Source organism: Dokdonella sp. (assembly GCF_041395345.1).
Taxonomy (GTDB): Bacteria; Pseudomonadota; Gammaproteobacteria; order Xanthomonadales; family Rhodanobacteraceae; genus Dokdonella.
This window is the reverse complement of sequence record NZ_JAWLAR010000010.1, coordinates 143,917-157,875: the sequence shown is the minus strand read 5'-3', so window position 1 is coordinate 157,875 and position 13,959 is coordinate 143,917. Positions and strand designations below refer to the sequence as shown.

General features: G+C 62.6%; 9 protein-coding genes. 2 read left to right on the top strand and 7 right to left on the bottom strand.

The genetic code is table 11. The features are described 5' to 3' along the window. Window positions 1-29: 29 nt before the first annotated feature. From R3F00_RS10915 to R3F00_RS10885, 7 genes are all read right to left on the bottom strand, one after another. A complete protein-coding gene (locus tag R3F00_RS10915; protein WP_371281811.1) occupies window positions 30-2,381 on the bottom strand; it encodes a molybdopterin cofactor-binding domain-containing protein in 2,352 nt (783 codons plus the stop codon). Beyond that, window positions 2,378-2,851: a (2Fe-2S)-binding protein gene (locus tag R3F00_RS10910; RefSeq protein ID WP_371281810.1), complete on the bottom strand. Its 474-nt coding sequence runs from the start codon at window positions 2,849-2,851 to the stop codon at window positions 2,378-2,380. Before R3F00_RS10910 ends, R3F00_RS10915 begins: the two co-directional genes overlap by 4 nt. A 382-nt stretch (window positions 2,852-3,233) precedes the next feature. After that, entirely contained in the window at window positions 3,234-4,007 is a 774-nt protein-coding gene (locus tag R3F00_RS10905) for an OB-fold nucleic acid binding domain-containing protein (protein WP_371281809.1), read from the bottom strand. After that, on the bottom strand, window positions 3,970-6,816 hold the full coding sequence (locus R3F00_RS10900; RefSeq protein ID WP_371281808.1) for an error-prone DNA polymerase: 2,847 nt from the start codon (window positions 6,814-6,816) through the stop codon (window positions 3,970-3,972). The genes R3F00_RS10905 and R3F00_RS10900 overlap by 38 nt, the downstream gene beginning before the upstream one ends. Before the next feature lie 14 nt (window positions 6,817-6,830). Then, window positions 6,831-8,288 carry a DNA polymerase Y family protein gene (locus tag R3F00_RS10895; RefSeq protein ID WP_371281807.1) on the bottom strand — a complete coding sequence of 486 codons (1,458 nt, stop codon included), beginning with the start codon at window positions 8,286-8,288 and terminating at the stop codon, window positions 6,831-6,833. A gap of 91 nt (window positions 8,289-8,379) precedes the next feature. Then, on the bottom strand, window positions 8,380-9,396 hold the full coding sequence (locus R3F00_RS10890; protein ID WP_371281806.1) for a CPBP family intramembrane glutamic endopeptidase: 1,017 nt from the start codon (window positions 9,394-9,396) through the stop codon (window positions 8,380-8,382). Between the two features lie 116 nt (window positions 9,397-9,512). Beyond that, on the bottom strand, window positions 9,513-9,935 hold the full coding sequence (locus tag R3F00_RS10885) for a VOC family protein (protein WP_371281804.1): 423 nt from the start codon (window positions 9,933-9,935) through the stop codon (window positions 9,513-9,515). A 145-nt stretch (window positions 9,936-10,080) separates the two neighbouring features. Between R3F00_RS10885 and R3F00_RS10880 the strand changes: the two genes are divergently transcribed. Together R3F00_RS10880 and R3F00_RS10875 are read left to right on the top strand one after the other, a co-directional pair. Next, window positions 10,081-12,537 carry a tetratricopeptide repeat protein gene (locus R3F00_RS10880; protein WP_371281803.1) on the top strand — a complete coding sequence of 819 codons (2,457 nt, stop codon included), beginning with the start codon at window positions 10,081-10,083 and terminating at the stop codon, window positions 12,535-12,537. Between the two features lie 436 nt (window positions 12,538-12,973). Continuing rightward, window positions 12,974-13,918 (top strand): hypothetical protein, encoded by a 945-nt coding sequence (locus tag R3F00_RS10875; protein ID WP_371281802.1) that lies wholly within the window; start codon window positions 12,974-12,976, stop codon window positions 13,916-13,918. Window positions 13,919-13,959: the final 41 nt, after the last annotated feature.

The following is a 13,959-nucleotide window of genomic DNA, read 5'->3' as shown; positions in this document are numbered from 1 at the left end:
GATCGCGCGCCGACACAAGCAGCAGGGCATCACGCTTTCGCAGCAGTTTTCGCGCGCATGGCATCGGCCAGCTGATTGCGCAATGGCAGATCGCGAATGCGTACGCCGCAGGCCGCAAAGATCGCATTGGTCAAGGCCGGGGCTGCAGTCGGTATGCCCATTTCACCGGCACCGCAGGGCGACTCGCGACTGGGCACGATGTGGACCTCGACGTCCGGGGCTTTGGCGGATTGCAGCAGCGGATAGTCAGGGAAGTTTCTCGTCGTCACCTGACCCTTCTCGATACCGATCTCGAGGTTCAGGGCTGTCGACAGTCCGTCGATCGTGCCGCCCATCATCTGTGCTTCGATACCGAGCGGATTGACCGGCTGACCGACATCGACCGCACAGACACAGCGATGAATGATGAAGTTGCCCTGCGCATCCACACTGACCTCCATGGCGTGTGCGGTATAGCCGCCGAAAGTGAAATGGGCGGCAATGCCGAGGCCATGTCCGGCCGGCAACTTGCGCCCCCATCCGATCTTCTCGCCGGCGATGCGGGTTACTTCATGCAGACGGCGTGGAGAGAACTTCGGACCGCCGTGATTGGCATAGTCGAGCGTTTCGTGGTCATACAGGCGCAGGCGGAGTGCCAGAGGATCCTGGCCCCCCTTGAGCGCGATTTCGTCGATGAAGCTTTCGACGACAAATGCGTTGACGGTGTGCGCCGGCGCACGCCATGAGCCGCGGGTCATGCCCGACTTCACGGCAAACCATTCCACCTTCAGGTTGGGAACGATGTTGGCCGGAAAATCGTCGGTATACAGCTCGGCTTCCCACATCTTGTCCGCCTCGACATCCGGGCGTCGGTGGTATTTGCTGGCACTGGCCAGTTTCTGCGTCCAGCTGGTCGGCATGCCCTTGTCGTCCAGCGTCGCGATCAACTGATGTTGTCCGAACGGGCGGAAAAAGTCGTGGGCGAGATCGTCCTCACGCGTCCATATCAGCTTGACCGGTTTGCCCGACGCCTTGGCCAGCAAGGTGGCCTCGGCGATGAAATCGCTGCTCAGGCGCCGACCGAAACCGCCGCCGACGCGGGTCATGATCACTTCGATGTTGCGTCGGTCGATTCCGGTAATGGCGTTGACCATGCGCGAAGCCCCGGATGGAATCTGCATCGAGGCAATCACACGAGCCGAATCCTGTCCGAGTTCGACATACGCGCCCGGTGGTTCGAGAGGGGCATGCGCGACATAGGGAACGCGATAGGTTGCCTCGACGCGATGCGCGGCGCTTTTCGCGGCAGCAGCGACGTCACCATCTTCGCGCACGACCTGACCCTTGCCTTTGAGCAATCGATCGCATTGCGCAAACAGCGAAGCATTGCTCTCATCGGAGAAATCGCCAGGGGTCCATTCGATCTTCAAGGCCTTGCGGCCCTTCATGGCCGACCAGGTGTCATCCGCAAGCACGGCGACACCGGCAACGAGATTTTGGGTAATAGGCTCGCTCCCCTTGGGACCCGGCAGAAGCAGTACTTGGCGCACACCGGGAATTTTCAGGGCGTCTTTCGCATCGAATGACTTCACGCCGCCCTCGAAATGCGGACAACGCGCGACCACGGCGGTCAAGGCGCCTTCTGCATGGACGTCGATTCCGTATCGGGCCTGTCCGGTCACGATGGACTCGGCATCGACCACGCGGCGAGGCGTTCCAATAATCCGGAATTCTTCGGGCTTCTTCAGCGGGACATCGGTGTCCGGCACGCTGAGGGTTGCCGCGATTGCGGCCAGATCGCCGTAGCCAATCGACTTGCCACCGGGCCCGAGCACGCGGCCGTTGTCGGTGCGCAGCGAACTGACCGGCAAGTCCCACTGTTTCGCAGCTGCTTCCAGCAGCATCACGCGTACACGCGCGCCTGCCTGTCTGAGGTCACTCCAGGAATCCGGAATATTGGTGCTGCCGCCGGCACCCTGGGGGCCGTATTTCCAGGCAACACCCGGTTCCTTGTCGGTAAATACGAGACCGAGAGGCAACTGCTCGACTTCAACCTTGTCCCAGTCGGCATCGAACTCTTCGGCTATCAGCATCGGCAGCGATGTCTTCACGCCCTGTCCGATTTCCGGACTGCGCGCGCCAATGACGACACGACCATCGGGCTCGATGCGGACGAAAAGCCCCAGTTCGGCGCCACCTTGTTCTGATTGGGCAGCACCTGATGCGAGGACAGATCCCGGCAGCCAGACACTCAACATGAGTCCGCCGCCTGCACTGAGGCAGGCTTTCAGGAAACTGCGTCGACCCAGCTTGATTCCCGGTCGCGGCTGGATGACCGGATCGGGTCCGGCGGAAGCGTCCCAGTCCAGCGCTGCTGATGGATGATCGACAGGAGTGCTCATGACGTCACCTTTGCGGTCTGGTTCATGCTCACCGCAAGACGGATGGCCTTGCGTATGCGGGGATAGGTGCCGCAGCGGCAGAGATTGGTCAGGGCAGCGATTTCGCTGTCACTGGGTTCGGGATTGCGGGCCAGCAGATCGGCTGCGGCCATGATCTGACCGGCCTGGCAGTAGCCGCATTGCGGAACGTCTGCCTCGATCCAGGCCTTCTGCAGTGTGTGCAGGGACCCGCCATCCGCTAGACCTTCGATCGTCGTGATCGCATGTCCGGCCGCACTCGACACGGGAATGGAACACGAGCGCACTGCGCTGCCATCCAGGTGCACGGTGCATGCGCCGCAGGCGCCGACGCCGCAACCGTACTTGACGCCCGTCGTGCGTGCGTGATCGCGCAGGTACCAGAGAAGGGGCATTTCCGGATCGCCGGAAAACGTGACGGTTTTGCCGTTGACCGTGAACTCGATGGCCATGCTCGAATCTCCCGCAGCGATGATCCTTGAGGTTCTACGCATTCATGCTGCGCACGGACAGTGTCGATAGTTGGGTAGCGGCCAGTGTCAGGCACTGAACTGGCGGTTTGGCGCTCGGGGGGGTTGGATCAACCGGCGTGGCTGCGTTCGACTGAATTGTCCTTCGACGGGCTCGGGACGAACGGTTGCGGTGAACCGGATTGTTCTTCGGTAATTTGCGGATGGGCAGGTGGGGTGTCGGATGTTTGCCGGTGTGATCCGGTTTCCGATCTGCGCAAGGTGGCGGTGCAGTCCTTTTCGACAGCTCCGGTGATTCGCGCGCCTGGCATCTCTCCGATGATGCATTCACGGTCTGTGTCGAGCTCAGCCATGCTTCGCCGGATCAATGGAAGTTTCGCGCTTGCGTGCCCAGTTCGGGCAGCAGGGCATCGAGATTGAGCAGACGATGGGCGATGACGTGCTGCACGCCTTCACTGGATTGCAGTTCGCCTTCGACGCCGAGCACGTTGCTTTCGATCAGGACGCGACGCTGGCTGCTGGCGAGGGCTGCCCAGACGACGATGTTGAGGATGCCGGTTTCGTCCTCAAGGGTGACGAAGGTGACACCCTTGGCCGTGCCGGGTCTCTGGCGCACGGTGACCAGTCCGGCACAACGCACGCGCTGACCGTTGTGGCTGCCGAGCACGTCGCGGGCTCGCAGCATGCGGCGCTGATCCAGTGCCTCGCGAACAAGACTGAGCGGATGCCGGCGCAGGGTGAAGCCCTGGGTCGCGTAGTCGCTCATCACGTCCTTGCGCAGCGAGGGCGCGTCCAGACGGATTGATTCCTCACGCACCGCAGCATCGGCGAGTACGGCCAGCGGCTTGTCGATGCCCGCACTGTCCCAGCGAGCCTGATGCCTGTGACCGCTCAGGCGACGCAGCGCATCGGCATCCGCGAGTCGCGCACGCTCGCCGGCATCGAGGCCGGCTCGGTGGACCAGATCGGCGACATCGCGGAACGGATGTTCGCCGCGCGCCTCGATGATGCGTCGCGCGGTGGATTCGGAGAAACCCGAGATACGCGAGAAACCGAGGCGCAGGGCGAAGAGCGCCTTTCTCTTTTTCGTAGGAGGGGCGTCAGCCGCGATGCTTTTCGCGAGTGGAGAAAAGGGCATCGCGGCCTTCGAAAACGAAATCGATTGCCGTGGCTTCAAGCGATTCAAGCGTGCACTCCCATGCGCTGATCGCCACGTCGACGGGCAATATGCGTACGCCGTGGCGTTGCGCATCGCGGATCAGCTGGGCGGGGCCGTAAAAACCCATCGGCAGCGAGTTGAGCAGAGCGCAGGTGAAGGCGGCCGGGTAGTGGCACTTGAGCCAGGACGAGGCATAGGCGAGCAGGGCGAAACTGGCCGAGTGCGATTCGGGGAATCCGTATTCGCCGAAGCCCTTGATCTGCTCGAAGATGCGTTCGAAATAGCTTTCCTCGTAGCCGAGGCCGAGCATGCCGTCGCGGATACGGTCGTGGAAGGGCTCGAGTCCGCCCTTGCGTTTCCACGCCGCCATTGCGCGACGCAGTTCGTCGGCCTGGCCCGGCGTGAAACCGGCCACGACCTCGACCAGTTTCATGACCTGCTCCTGGAAGATCGGCACGCCGAGCGTGCGTTCGAGCACGGCCCGTACTTTCGACTCTCCCTTGCCGGCGGCGCGTTCGCTGGCCGATTGCGGATAGTCGATCGGTTCGAGTTTCTGCCGGCGTCGCAGATAGGGATGAACCATGCCACCCTGGATCGGGCCGGGGCGCACGATCGCGACCTGCACGACCAGGTCGTAGAACATGACCGGGCGCAGCCGCGGCAACATCGACATCTGCGCACGTGATTCGATCTGGAACACGCCGACCGTATCGGCCGCGCGGATCATCGCGTAGGTCGACTCGTCATCCTGCGGCACCGTGGCCAGTTCGAAGCGATGGCCGTAATGGACGTGCACGAGATCGAAGCACTTGCGCAGGCAGGTCAGCATGCCGAGTGCGAGGCAGTCGACCTTGAGCAGCTGCATCGATTCAAGGTCGTCCTTGTCCCACTGGATGATCGTGCGATCGGGCATCGCCGCGTTCTCGACCGGCACCAGGGTATGCAACGGATGCTCGGAGATGACAAAGCCGCCGACATGCTGGGAAAGGTGGCGCGGGAAGCCGCGAACCTGTGCGACCAGCGCCACGACCCGCTGCATGATCGCGGCCTGCGCATCGAAGCCGCGTTCGCGCAGGGCGTCGGCAATCGGCAGGTCGGCATTGGTGTGCGCATAAGCCTGACTCAACTGGTCGAGCTGGTCCTCGGCCAGGCCAAGCACGCGGCCGATATCGCGCGCCGCACTCTTGCCGCGGTAGCGGATCACCGTGGCTGCGAGTGCCGCACGCGTGCGGCCGTACTTGTTGAACACGTACTGGATGACTTCCTCGCGTCGCTCGTGTTCGAAATCGACATCGATGTCGGGCGGCTCCTTGCGTTCGATAGAGAGGAAACGCTCGAACAGCAGGTTGCCGTGCTCGGGATCGACTGCGGTGATGCCGAGGCAGTAGCAGACGGCCGAGTTGGCCGACGAGCCGCGCCCCTGACACAGGATCGGTGGCTGTTGTGCGCGTGCCCAGCGCACGATGTCCTCGACGGTCAGGAAGAAATGTTCGTAACCGAGCTGCTCGATCAGCGTGAACTCGTGCTCGAGTTGCCGGCTGACTTGCCGGGGGATTCCATGGGGCCAACGCCGCCTGGCGCCTGCCAGCGTGAGTGCGCGCAGATGATCGATTGCGCGTGCGCCAGCCGGGACGAGTTCATGCGGGTAGACATAGTTGATGCCACGCAGCCTGAACCGGCAACGCGCGGCGATGCGACCGGTTTCCGCCAGCAGTTCATGCGGATACAGCGTGGCCAGGTCCTCGCGTCGGCGCAGATGACGCTCGCCATTCGGGAACAGCGCATGCCCGGCCTCGGCCACCGTGCAGCCGAGGCGGATTGCGGTCAACGCATCCTGCAGTGCACGTCGCCCACGCGCATGCATGTGCACGTCGCCGCTGGCGACCAGGGGCAGGGCATGCCGATGCCCGAGTTCCTGCAGGCGGGCAAGGTGGGCGTCATCATCGGCACCGCGATGCAGTTCGACGGCTATCCAGGCGCGGCCGTCGAAGTGTTCGGAGATCCATGTGGCGGCTGCTTCGTTTGCGGCGAGCGAAGCTCGAGTGCTGGAAGGTTGCTCTGACACGTTCCCTCTCCCCTCGGGAGAAGGTGTCCGGCAGGGCGGATGAGGGTACGGCGAAGCTGCAAACTCCGACATCCCGCAAGTGTCGGACCCTCTCCCCAACCCCTCTCCCGGGGGGAGAGGGGCTTCGGCTGCGGAGAGCGAAGCTCGAGTGCTGGAAGGTTGCTCTGACACGTTCCTTCTCCCCTCGGGAGAAGGTGTCCGGCAGGGCGGATGAGGGTACGGCGAAGCTGCAAGCTCCGACATCCCGCAAGTGTCGGACCCTCTCCCCAACCCCTCTCCCGGGGGGAGAGGGGCTTCGGGCGGCTCGGGGGTTAGCCGTGTCGACGAGCACGGCAAACGTTGCGGCACCCACAAGACCAACACATCTTCATGCAGGGTCTCGACATCGCTGCGATTCAGCAGGTACTCGCCCTTGACGCTGCGCCGGCGACCGGTCGTGATGAGCTGGCAGATCGCCGAATAGGCCGCCTGGGTAGAGGCCAGCAGGACCAGTTTGAGACCTTCATCAAGCTGCACCTCGGTGCCGACGATCAGGGCCACGCCGGTCGCTTCGGATGCTTCCAGCGCACGCACGATGCCGGCCAGCGAGCATTCGTCGGTGATCGCGAGCGCGCTGTAGCCGAGTCGTGCCGCGCGCTCGAACAATTCATCCGCGCTCGATGCGCCGCGCTGGAAACTGAAGTTGCTCAGCGCGTGCAGTTCGGCGTAGTCGGGACAGTTCATGAGGGCACGGATGCTCAGGCAAACCAGCCTTGCAGCATCCAGTTGTCGATCTCACCGCTCGCGACATAGGCCCAGGCACGCTGGCCGTCGCGTGTCTGCACGATGTAGTAGTCGTGGCGCTGATCGTCGCCATCCCACCAGCCGCTTTCGATGCGTTCGGGGCCGGCAATAATGCGCAACGGCGAAGGTCGCAACGGGATCGCCTTGCGCAGCAGCCACAACGGGCGCGAGGCCATTCCATGCAAGCGACCCGCTTCAGTGGGCGCCGTCGAGGCAGGCTTGCGTCCACTCCCGCGCGTGTCGGGCAGACGCAGCCGCCAGGCGCGATCGGGTCGATGATCGGCCACTTCGAGAAGGCAGCGGATCGCTTCGTCACCGAGGCGTGCGCGCAGGCGCTCGACCAGGGTAGGCCACTCCATGGTTTCGTCCGGATTCGTGTCGAACAGGTCTTCGTGCAGCGGACGCAGCAGGGGCAGGTCGTCGGCGTTGACCTGCAGAGCCTGCACCGGAGCGACCAGGCTGATGCGTTCAAGACGCGCCTGGGTCAGTTCGAGCAGCTTGCCGGCATCGCGCTGGGCTTCGAGCAGACCGATCCTGATCTGCGTGGTTGCCTGGTGCTCGTGCTCGAGGATCAGCTCGAAATCCTGCACGCCGGCATCGCGCACGATCAGGAAACGGGCGAGCTCACGCAGCATGCGCTGCAGCGGGAACAGCAGGGCCTGCACGCTGTCGATGCGATGCTCGAATTCGAGGCGGCGTGCATAACGGGTTGGTGGCTGATAGCCGGGCAGGGCCTCGCTGGCGAGTCCGCGCATGCGATCCAGATGGAGCAGGGCGGCTGGCCCGATACGGCGCGTCAGCTCGGGGCGCGGCAAGGCGAACAACTGGCCAAGACGGTTGAGGCCCATGGAAGACAAACTACTTGAGGTTTTCAACTCAAGTCCGCAATTTTCAACAGGAATATTGCTCAGCGCACTGAGTAGCTGGGCGTGGGTAAGGAGGGCGACGCCATCCTGCGAGCCGGCCAGCACACGGGCACCGGAAGCGACCGGAGCCGCGACAAGTCGATACTTCACGCCCCAGCCATCAAGATCCCCGCGCAAGCGTCGTTCCAGTGCAGCCCAGCCGCCAAACAGGCCGAGACTGGCACCCACTTCAAGCAGCAGGGCGCGCGGTGGCAGCAGGCTGACCTCGCCACTGAAGCGATAGGCGCTGTCGGCCAGGATGCCGAGCATCTGCTGTTCTGCATCGGGTTCCCGCCGCCATGCCGCAAGATCGGCCTGCAATGCGCGTGCTGCGGCCAGGGACTGACCCGCACCTATGCCGGACAGGCGGGCAGCGGCATTCGCCATGACCACCCGAGGATTACGCACGGGGCCGTCGACCAGCACGGCCGGCAACTCGCGCGCGCAGTCCTGCGGACGCACGGCATCGAGCGGCAGTTCGGGAAAATACAGGCATGCCCAGAGCATCGAGCGGGTCCGACGGAATCAATGTACGTATCTTAGTACGTATTCCGGGTCTCGTCTTGCAGCATCCTGCCCGGGCGCTGAAAAGCCTCGTTCAGTCGGCCAGGCCTGCGCTGGCCGGCCTGGGTCGGCGCCACATCCTGTCGACCACGATCATGAGCACGAAGGCACCCAGCAGGCCCAGGCCCATGGCATCGGTGGCCGGAATCAGGCGCGGCGTATTGTTCAACGCCGTATGCAGGACCACTGCAAGCAGCAGGCTTCCCTGGGTACGGTTGAACAACCAGGTGAACAGGGTTGCGAGGATCACGCAGGCACCGGCCTTGGCGAAAACCAGAACGGGTTCGTCGGCGTACTGCCCGTTGAGAAAAAGCGGGAAATGCCAAAGACCCCACACGACGCCGAGGAGGGCGGAACTCAGCAAGGGACTGAAACGCTTCTGCAATTCCGGCAGCATCCAGCCGCGCCAGCCGGCTTCCTCGCCGACTGCGACCACGAGCAGGGTAAACAGCAACGAGCGCACGACGAACAGCAGCCATATCGCGGTGGGCAGGCCGCCGTTGACTGATTCAATCGGGTCGCCATTGGCCTCTGTGATGGCAAGTCCGAGCAGCATCCAGCCAGCCGGAAGCAACAGCGCGACCAGCCACCAGCGCAAGGGCAATCGCCAGTTCAGAAGGGAAGCCAGATGCGGGCTCCGGCTGCCGGCAATGGTTGCAAAAATGAATCCCGCAACCAGGGCGGCGACGAGTGAGCCGGCCAGGCCGATCGCGGTAATTCCCTGTGCCTGGACCCTTGCGAACTCTGCCGCCGAGATGGCGTCGCCGGTCAGCAGGCTCGAGATATCCAGGGTCGCGACAATCAGAAATACCGGCAGGAAGGCGAACCACCAATGGCGGGTACCGATGGCCGCGCCCGTGCCGCGCATCCGGTCCAGTACGATGACTGCGAGTGCCGGCCCGAAGCCAATGCCGGTAAGGATCTTGCCCAGGGTCCAGTCGGTGCCGGCCAGCAGGGGTACGCAGAACCAGATGGGCCAGGTGATGAGGTAGCAAAGAAGTACAAAACTCAATACGGGGCGTGTTTCGGCGAATCGCTTCAATGCGTGCATGGGATCTGTCCGATAAGATTCAGTCCATACTGTTATTTACTTGATAATAGCGATAGCGCCAGAAGTCATGCGTCGACTCGAGAAGCAAGCAGGCAACCATGGCCGACAACGAGACCTTATCTCGCAAACAGTCCCGATGGGTCCGCGAACGCCTTGAATTCCAGGGCGTTGCCGCTGGGGTCGAGCAGGAACATGGTTGCCTGTTCTCCGGGTTTTCCGGCAAAGCGCAAGTGCGGCTCGATGATGAAGCGCGTGCCGGCGGCGCGCAGGCGTTCGGCCAGCGCGTGCCAGTCCGGCATCGAAAGGACGAGCCCGAAATGCCTGACTGGTACGGCATCGCCGTCGACATCGTTGCTGACTGCAGCCCGACATTCATCGGGTGCAAGATGCGCCACGATCTGGTGGCCATGGAAATCGAAGTCGACCCAATCCTCGCTGGAGCGCCCCTCCGGACAGCCGAGGAGATCGCCATAGAAATCGCGCGCATCCGCGAGCGAGTTGACCGGAAACGCGAGATGAAATGGCGGGCGCTCTTGCATGCTGGTATTCCCCGGGAAGAATCGTACGGTCACGGCGCAAACACCGTCGGTGACGAGCGCAAGTATGTTCCAGATCGGGAGTGCGCTGGAATCTCCCGCGCTTTGCGCTAGGCTGTACTTCGTTGCGTGCCACCAGCCAGCCTTGATGACAGAGAGCGAGCAAGACAGCGTCGATCGGATACGTGCTTTCCGCTTTGGCGAGTTCGAGATGCGCCCGGCAAGCCACGAACTCCTGCGCAATGGGCAGGCCGTCGTCGTGCAGCCCAAGGTGTTCGACTTCATCGCCTATCTGGTGGTCAATCGTTCCCGTCTGGTCGACAAGAACGAGTTGCTGGAAGCGGTCTGGCCACGCCAGATCGTGACCGAGGCTGCGTTGAGCCGTTGCGTGATGAAGGCGCGGCGCGCACTCGACGAGGATGCCGAGAATCCCAGGGCGATCCATACGGTGCATGGGCGGGGCTTTCGCTTTGTGGCGGAGGTGTATGTCGTCGTCAGGGATGATGCCGAGGCGCACTCGGAGAGTGGCTCGGGCGAGAATGGGCTGGGCTCTTCGCCCCCGCCAACGGGTCAGGTCGATGTTCCCGAGCCGATGCAAGCCGAATCGGGCAGCGTTGCAAACGTCGGGATCGTGAAGGGTGCACGGATGCGGGTTCTTGTTCGCAGCGCATGGATCCTGCTGGGCTTGATCGTGGCCATGGGCCTGGTCTGGTTCGTGCAAAGGCCAGGCGCCGACAAGTTTGAAGGCAGCGGCCAGATACGTGTGGCCGTATTGCCCATCGAGAACATGACCGGTGATGCGCGCCAGGACTGGGCGCGACTCGGGTTGATGACGGCGATTGATGAGATTCTTCGCGTGGAAGGTCCGGTCCAGGTGATGGGGGCCCGCGAAGTGGTAGACCTCGACAGCGAAGAAAAGGATCCGGATAGCCTCGACGAGCGATTGCGAGAGGTCTACAAGGTCACCCACATCGTTCGCGGCAAGGTTCAGCAGAACGCCGGGCAATTGAGACTCGATTATCGGGTGACGAACGCCGAAGGCAGCAATCGTCGGCGCAGCGTTGTTGCCGCTGATATCGGCAGCCTCGCACATGCAGCAGGTGCGGATCTCAGAATTGTCCTGGGCCTGACCGGGGACAGGGCCGAGGTGACAACGGACAGCTTTGCCAACGAGGCCTACCTGCGTGGTCGTGCACTGAGACTGCAGGGCGATGTCGCGGGGTCGCAAAAATACTATGCCCTGGCCATGGAGCAGGCGCCCGAATCATTCTGGCCTCGTTACGAGCACGCCCTCGGTCTGCGCGATCTTGGCGACCGGGAGGCCGCCGAAGCACGCTTGCGCGAGTTGATGAAGGAAGCCGACACCCATGGCTCGGCACGGCAGGGCAGTTCGGTCCGCAATGCCCTCGCAATCATGAGCTGGCGCAATGGAGATCTGGACACAGCCGCGACCTTGCTCGACGAGGCCTACCAGATGTCCCTTACGCTTGACGATCCCGATCGATCCTCGGGCCTGCTGATCAATCTCGCCATCCTGGCCAAGAACCGGGATCAGCTCGACGTGGCGCGCGACTATCTCAATCAGGCGGCCGAACTCGAATTGGCCGCGGGCAAGGAGATGCCATCGGGAAACGTCATGCACACGCTCGGTCAGGTCGAACTGAAACTTGGCGATCTGGAAAGTGCGGGCAAGCATTTTCAATCCGCGATCGATCGCTTCGAACTGGTGGGAGAGCGTCGCAATGCGGCGATTGCCGGCAACTCGCTGGCAAATCTGCGCTGGCGCGAGGCGCGTACATCCGAAACACGCGCACTGTTCGAAAAAACTCTGGAGCAACATCGCGAATTGGGCAATCGAAGTGCCGAAGCGACCTCCCTGATCGGATTGGGCCAGGTCGAGCTGGATCAGGGACACTTGTCCACGGCTCTCGAGTTTGCACAGAACGCGCTGCTGATTGTCGATGAGCTCAAGGAAATACCGAAGAGCATCGATGCGACTTCCTTGCTCGGAGAAATAGAGGAAGCCCGGCAGGATCACGAGGCGGCCAGAAGGTGGCAGCTCAAGGCGCTGGACAATGCACGCGAGATCAATGAAACGGACAGCGTCCTGCGCCTGCGCTTGCTGCTTGCAGGGATCGATTGGCGAACGGGAAAGATGACGGATGCCGAGCAGGAAGCCCTCGCCGTTCGCGATGAGGCGCAGGCTGGAGGATATGTCCTGCGCGAGATTGATGCCTTGATCCTGATGGCCCGCATGCAGGGCGATGCGTCGAATTGGGAACCGGCCAGGGCATCGCTGAAGGCGGCCATGGCCCTGCTCGATTCGGTGAACGATCCGCGCAGGAAGGCCGCCGCACAACTAGCATTTGCGGAGATCGATCTGGGCGCAGGGGATATCGCGGCAGCAACCGCGCAGCTCAGACTCGCGGAGCCGGTGCTCGGAACATCGCGGGAATACCTGCAGCTGAGGGCGGTGCTGGCGGCCGCTCAGGGCAATGCCGACGCAGCGCTGGATGCCGAGCTCGCGGCCAAGGCCGCGGCCGCTGAAACCTGGACCCTGGAAGACGAGAAACGCCTCTCCGAGCGGCGCCGGGCCGCGTCCTGAGGCCGCAATACAACATACTGATTGCATTGACGAAAACGGCAGGATCAGACTTGGTCAGTGATTGGTCAAGGATCGGTCGGGCATTGATCATGACCTGAACCTCGCAGCGTCGCAAAACTTCGGACCGCGGAATGATCCGCGCTATTCCGAAGGTTCCCATGTCCTACCTGCACTCCGGTCCGCTCCGTGAATTCCACGCGGCATCCGACCCGTTGAACAGCCACCGGCGCGGCTCAAGCTCCGAGAGCCCGCGCGTTTGGCACCTTCTGAGCGCCGGGGCCGATCCGCGCCCGCAGTCTGAATTCGCGTTGCGCTTTTCCAGCGACGCATTGGGCGCCGGCCATTTCCCCGCAGCCAATGACCCCGTATCGGCCACGTGTTCGCGTGGCTGGCTCATCCTGCTGCTTCAAGAAAATTCAACAAGAGGAGACTCGCGATGAATGCTGTCGCAATACCCGCCAGGGACAATCGTTACGCAAGGTGCATCGAGGTATCGAAACGCATCTGCTGGGATATCGACAGGGATGTCATCCGGGGCCGTCGGTTCGACTTCCGGCAAAAGTTCCTGCCCGAAGGACTGACTCGGCTGAATCGCCTTGATCTGCTCAGTGACGAGGAAAAGAAGCTCATGAGCCAGATCCAGGGCCGAACCTACGCCTACCTTTTCGGGCTCGTGGAGCGCTTCATCAATACCATGGTCCTCGAGCGCTCGCGCCAGCATGAGCAGGGAGATGCCGTTGCCCATGAAGCGCTGATTCGATTCAGCGAGGAAGAGGTCAAGCACATGGTGCTGTTCGGTCGCATCGAGGACATGATCGCCGCGGACATGCCACCGGGCTATGAGCACACCGCAGATGCGCAGGCCGTGGCGTCGGTGGTGCTCGGCAAATCGACCTGGGCGGTATTGGCATTGACCTGCCATATCGAGTTGTTCACCCAGGCCCACTATCGGCAGAGTATTGATCCGGATGCAGGAATATCCCCCTTGTTCAAGGACATCTTCCTGTATCACTGGCGCGAGGAGTCGCAGCACGCCATTCTCGATGAGCTGGAATGGCGACGCGAGGACGCAGCGATTTCGGATGATCAACGCGACAGCGCGGTCGACGACCTGATTGCCCTCGTCGGTGCCATCGATGGCATCCTGCAGGCACAGGCGTTTGCGGATGCCGACTATTTCTGCGCGATCATTCCGCGTTCGATCGGTGTTGAGGATCAGCAGAAGATAGAAGCCGCCACGCTGGCAGCGTATCGTTGGCAATACATCCTTTCCGGCGTGCAGGAGCCGCGCTTCCAGTCGCTGCTGGCGGAATTGACCTCGTCCGAACAAAAGGATCGCATCGGACAGGCATTGGCTCCGCTGTTCTCGTCAGTTCACTGATCGAGGTCTCGCCAAGAATCGCTTGCATCGTCACGCATCGC

What these genes read in the sequence shown, in the direction of transcription:
- R3F00_RS10915 (WP_371281811.1), bottom strand. Translation starts at nt 2,381, where the DNA reads ATGAGCACTCCTGTCGATCATCCATCAGCAGCGCTGGACTGGGACGCT.
- R3F00_RS10910 (WP_371281810.1), bottom strand. Translation starts at nt 2,851, where the DNA reads ATGGCCATCGAGTTCACGGTCAACGGCAAAACCGTCACGTTTTCCGGC.
- R3F00_RS10905 (WP_371281809.1), bottom strand. Translation starts at nt 4,007, where the DNA reads ATGCCCTTTTCTCCACTCGCGAAAAGCATCGCGGCTGACGCCCCTCCT.
- R3F00_RS10900 (WP_371281808.1), bottom strand. Translation starts at nt 6,816, where the DNA reads ATGAACTGTCCCGACTACGCCGAACTGCACGCGCTGAGCAACTTCAGT.
- R3F00_RS10895 (WP_371281807.1), bottom strand. Translation starts at nt 8,288, where the DNA reads ATGCTCTGGGCATGCCTGTATTTTCCCGAACTGCCGCTCGATGCCGTG.
- R3F00_RS10890 (WP_371281806.1), bottom strand. Translation starts at nt 9,396, where the DNA reads ATGCACGCATTGAAGCGATTCGCCGAAACACGCCCCGTATTGAGTTTT.
- R3F00_RS10885 (WP_371281804.1), bottom strand. Translation starts at nt 9,935, where the DNA reads ATGCAAGAGCGCCCGCCATTTCATCTCGCGTTTCCGGTCAACTCGCTC.
- R3F00_RS10880 (WP_371281803.1), top strand. Translation starts at nt 10,081, where the DNA reads ATGACAGAGAGCGAGCAAGACAGCGTCGATCGGATACGTGCTTTCCGC.
- R3F00_RS10875 (WP_371281802.1), top strand. Translation starts at nt 12,974, where the DNA reads ATGAATGCTGTCGCAATACCCGCCAGGGACAATCGTTACGCAAGGTGC.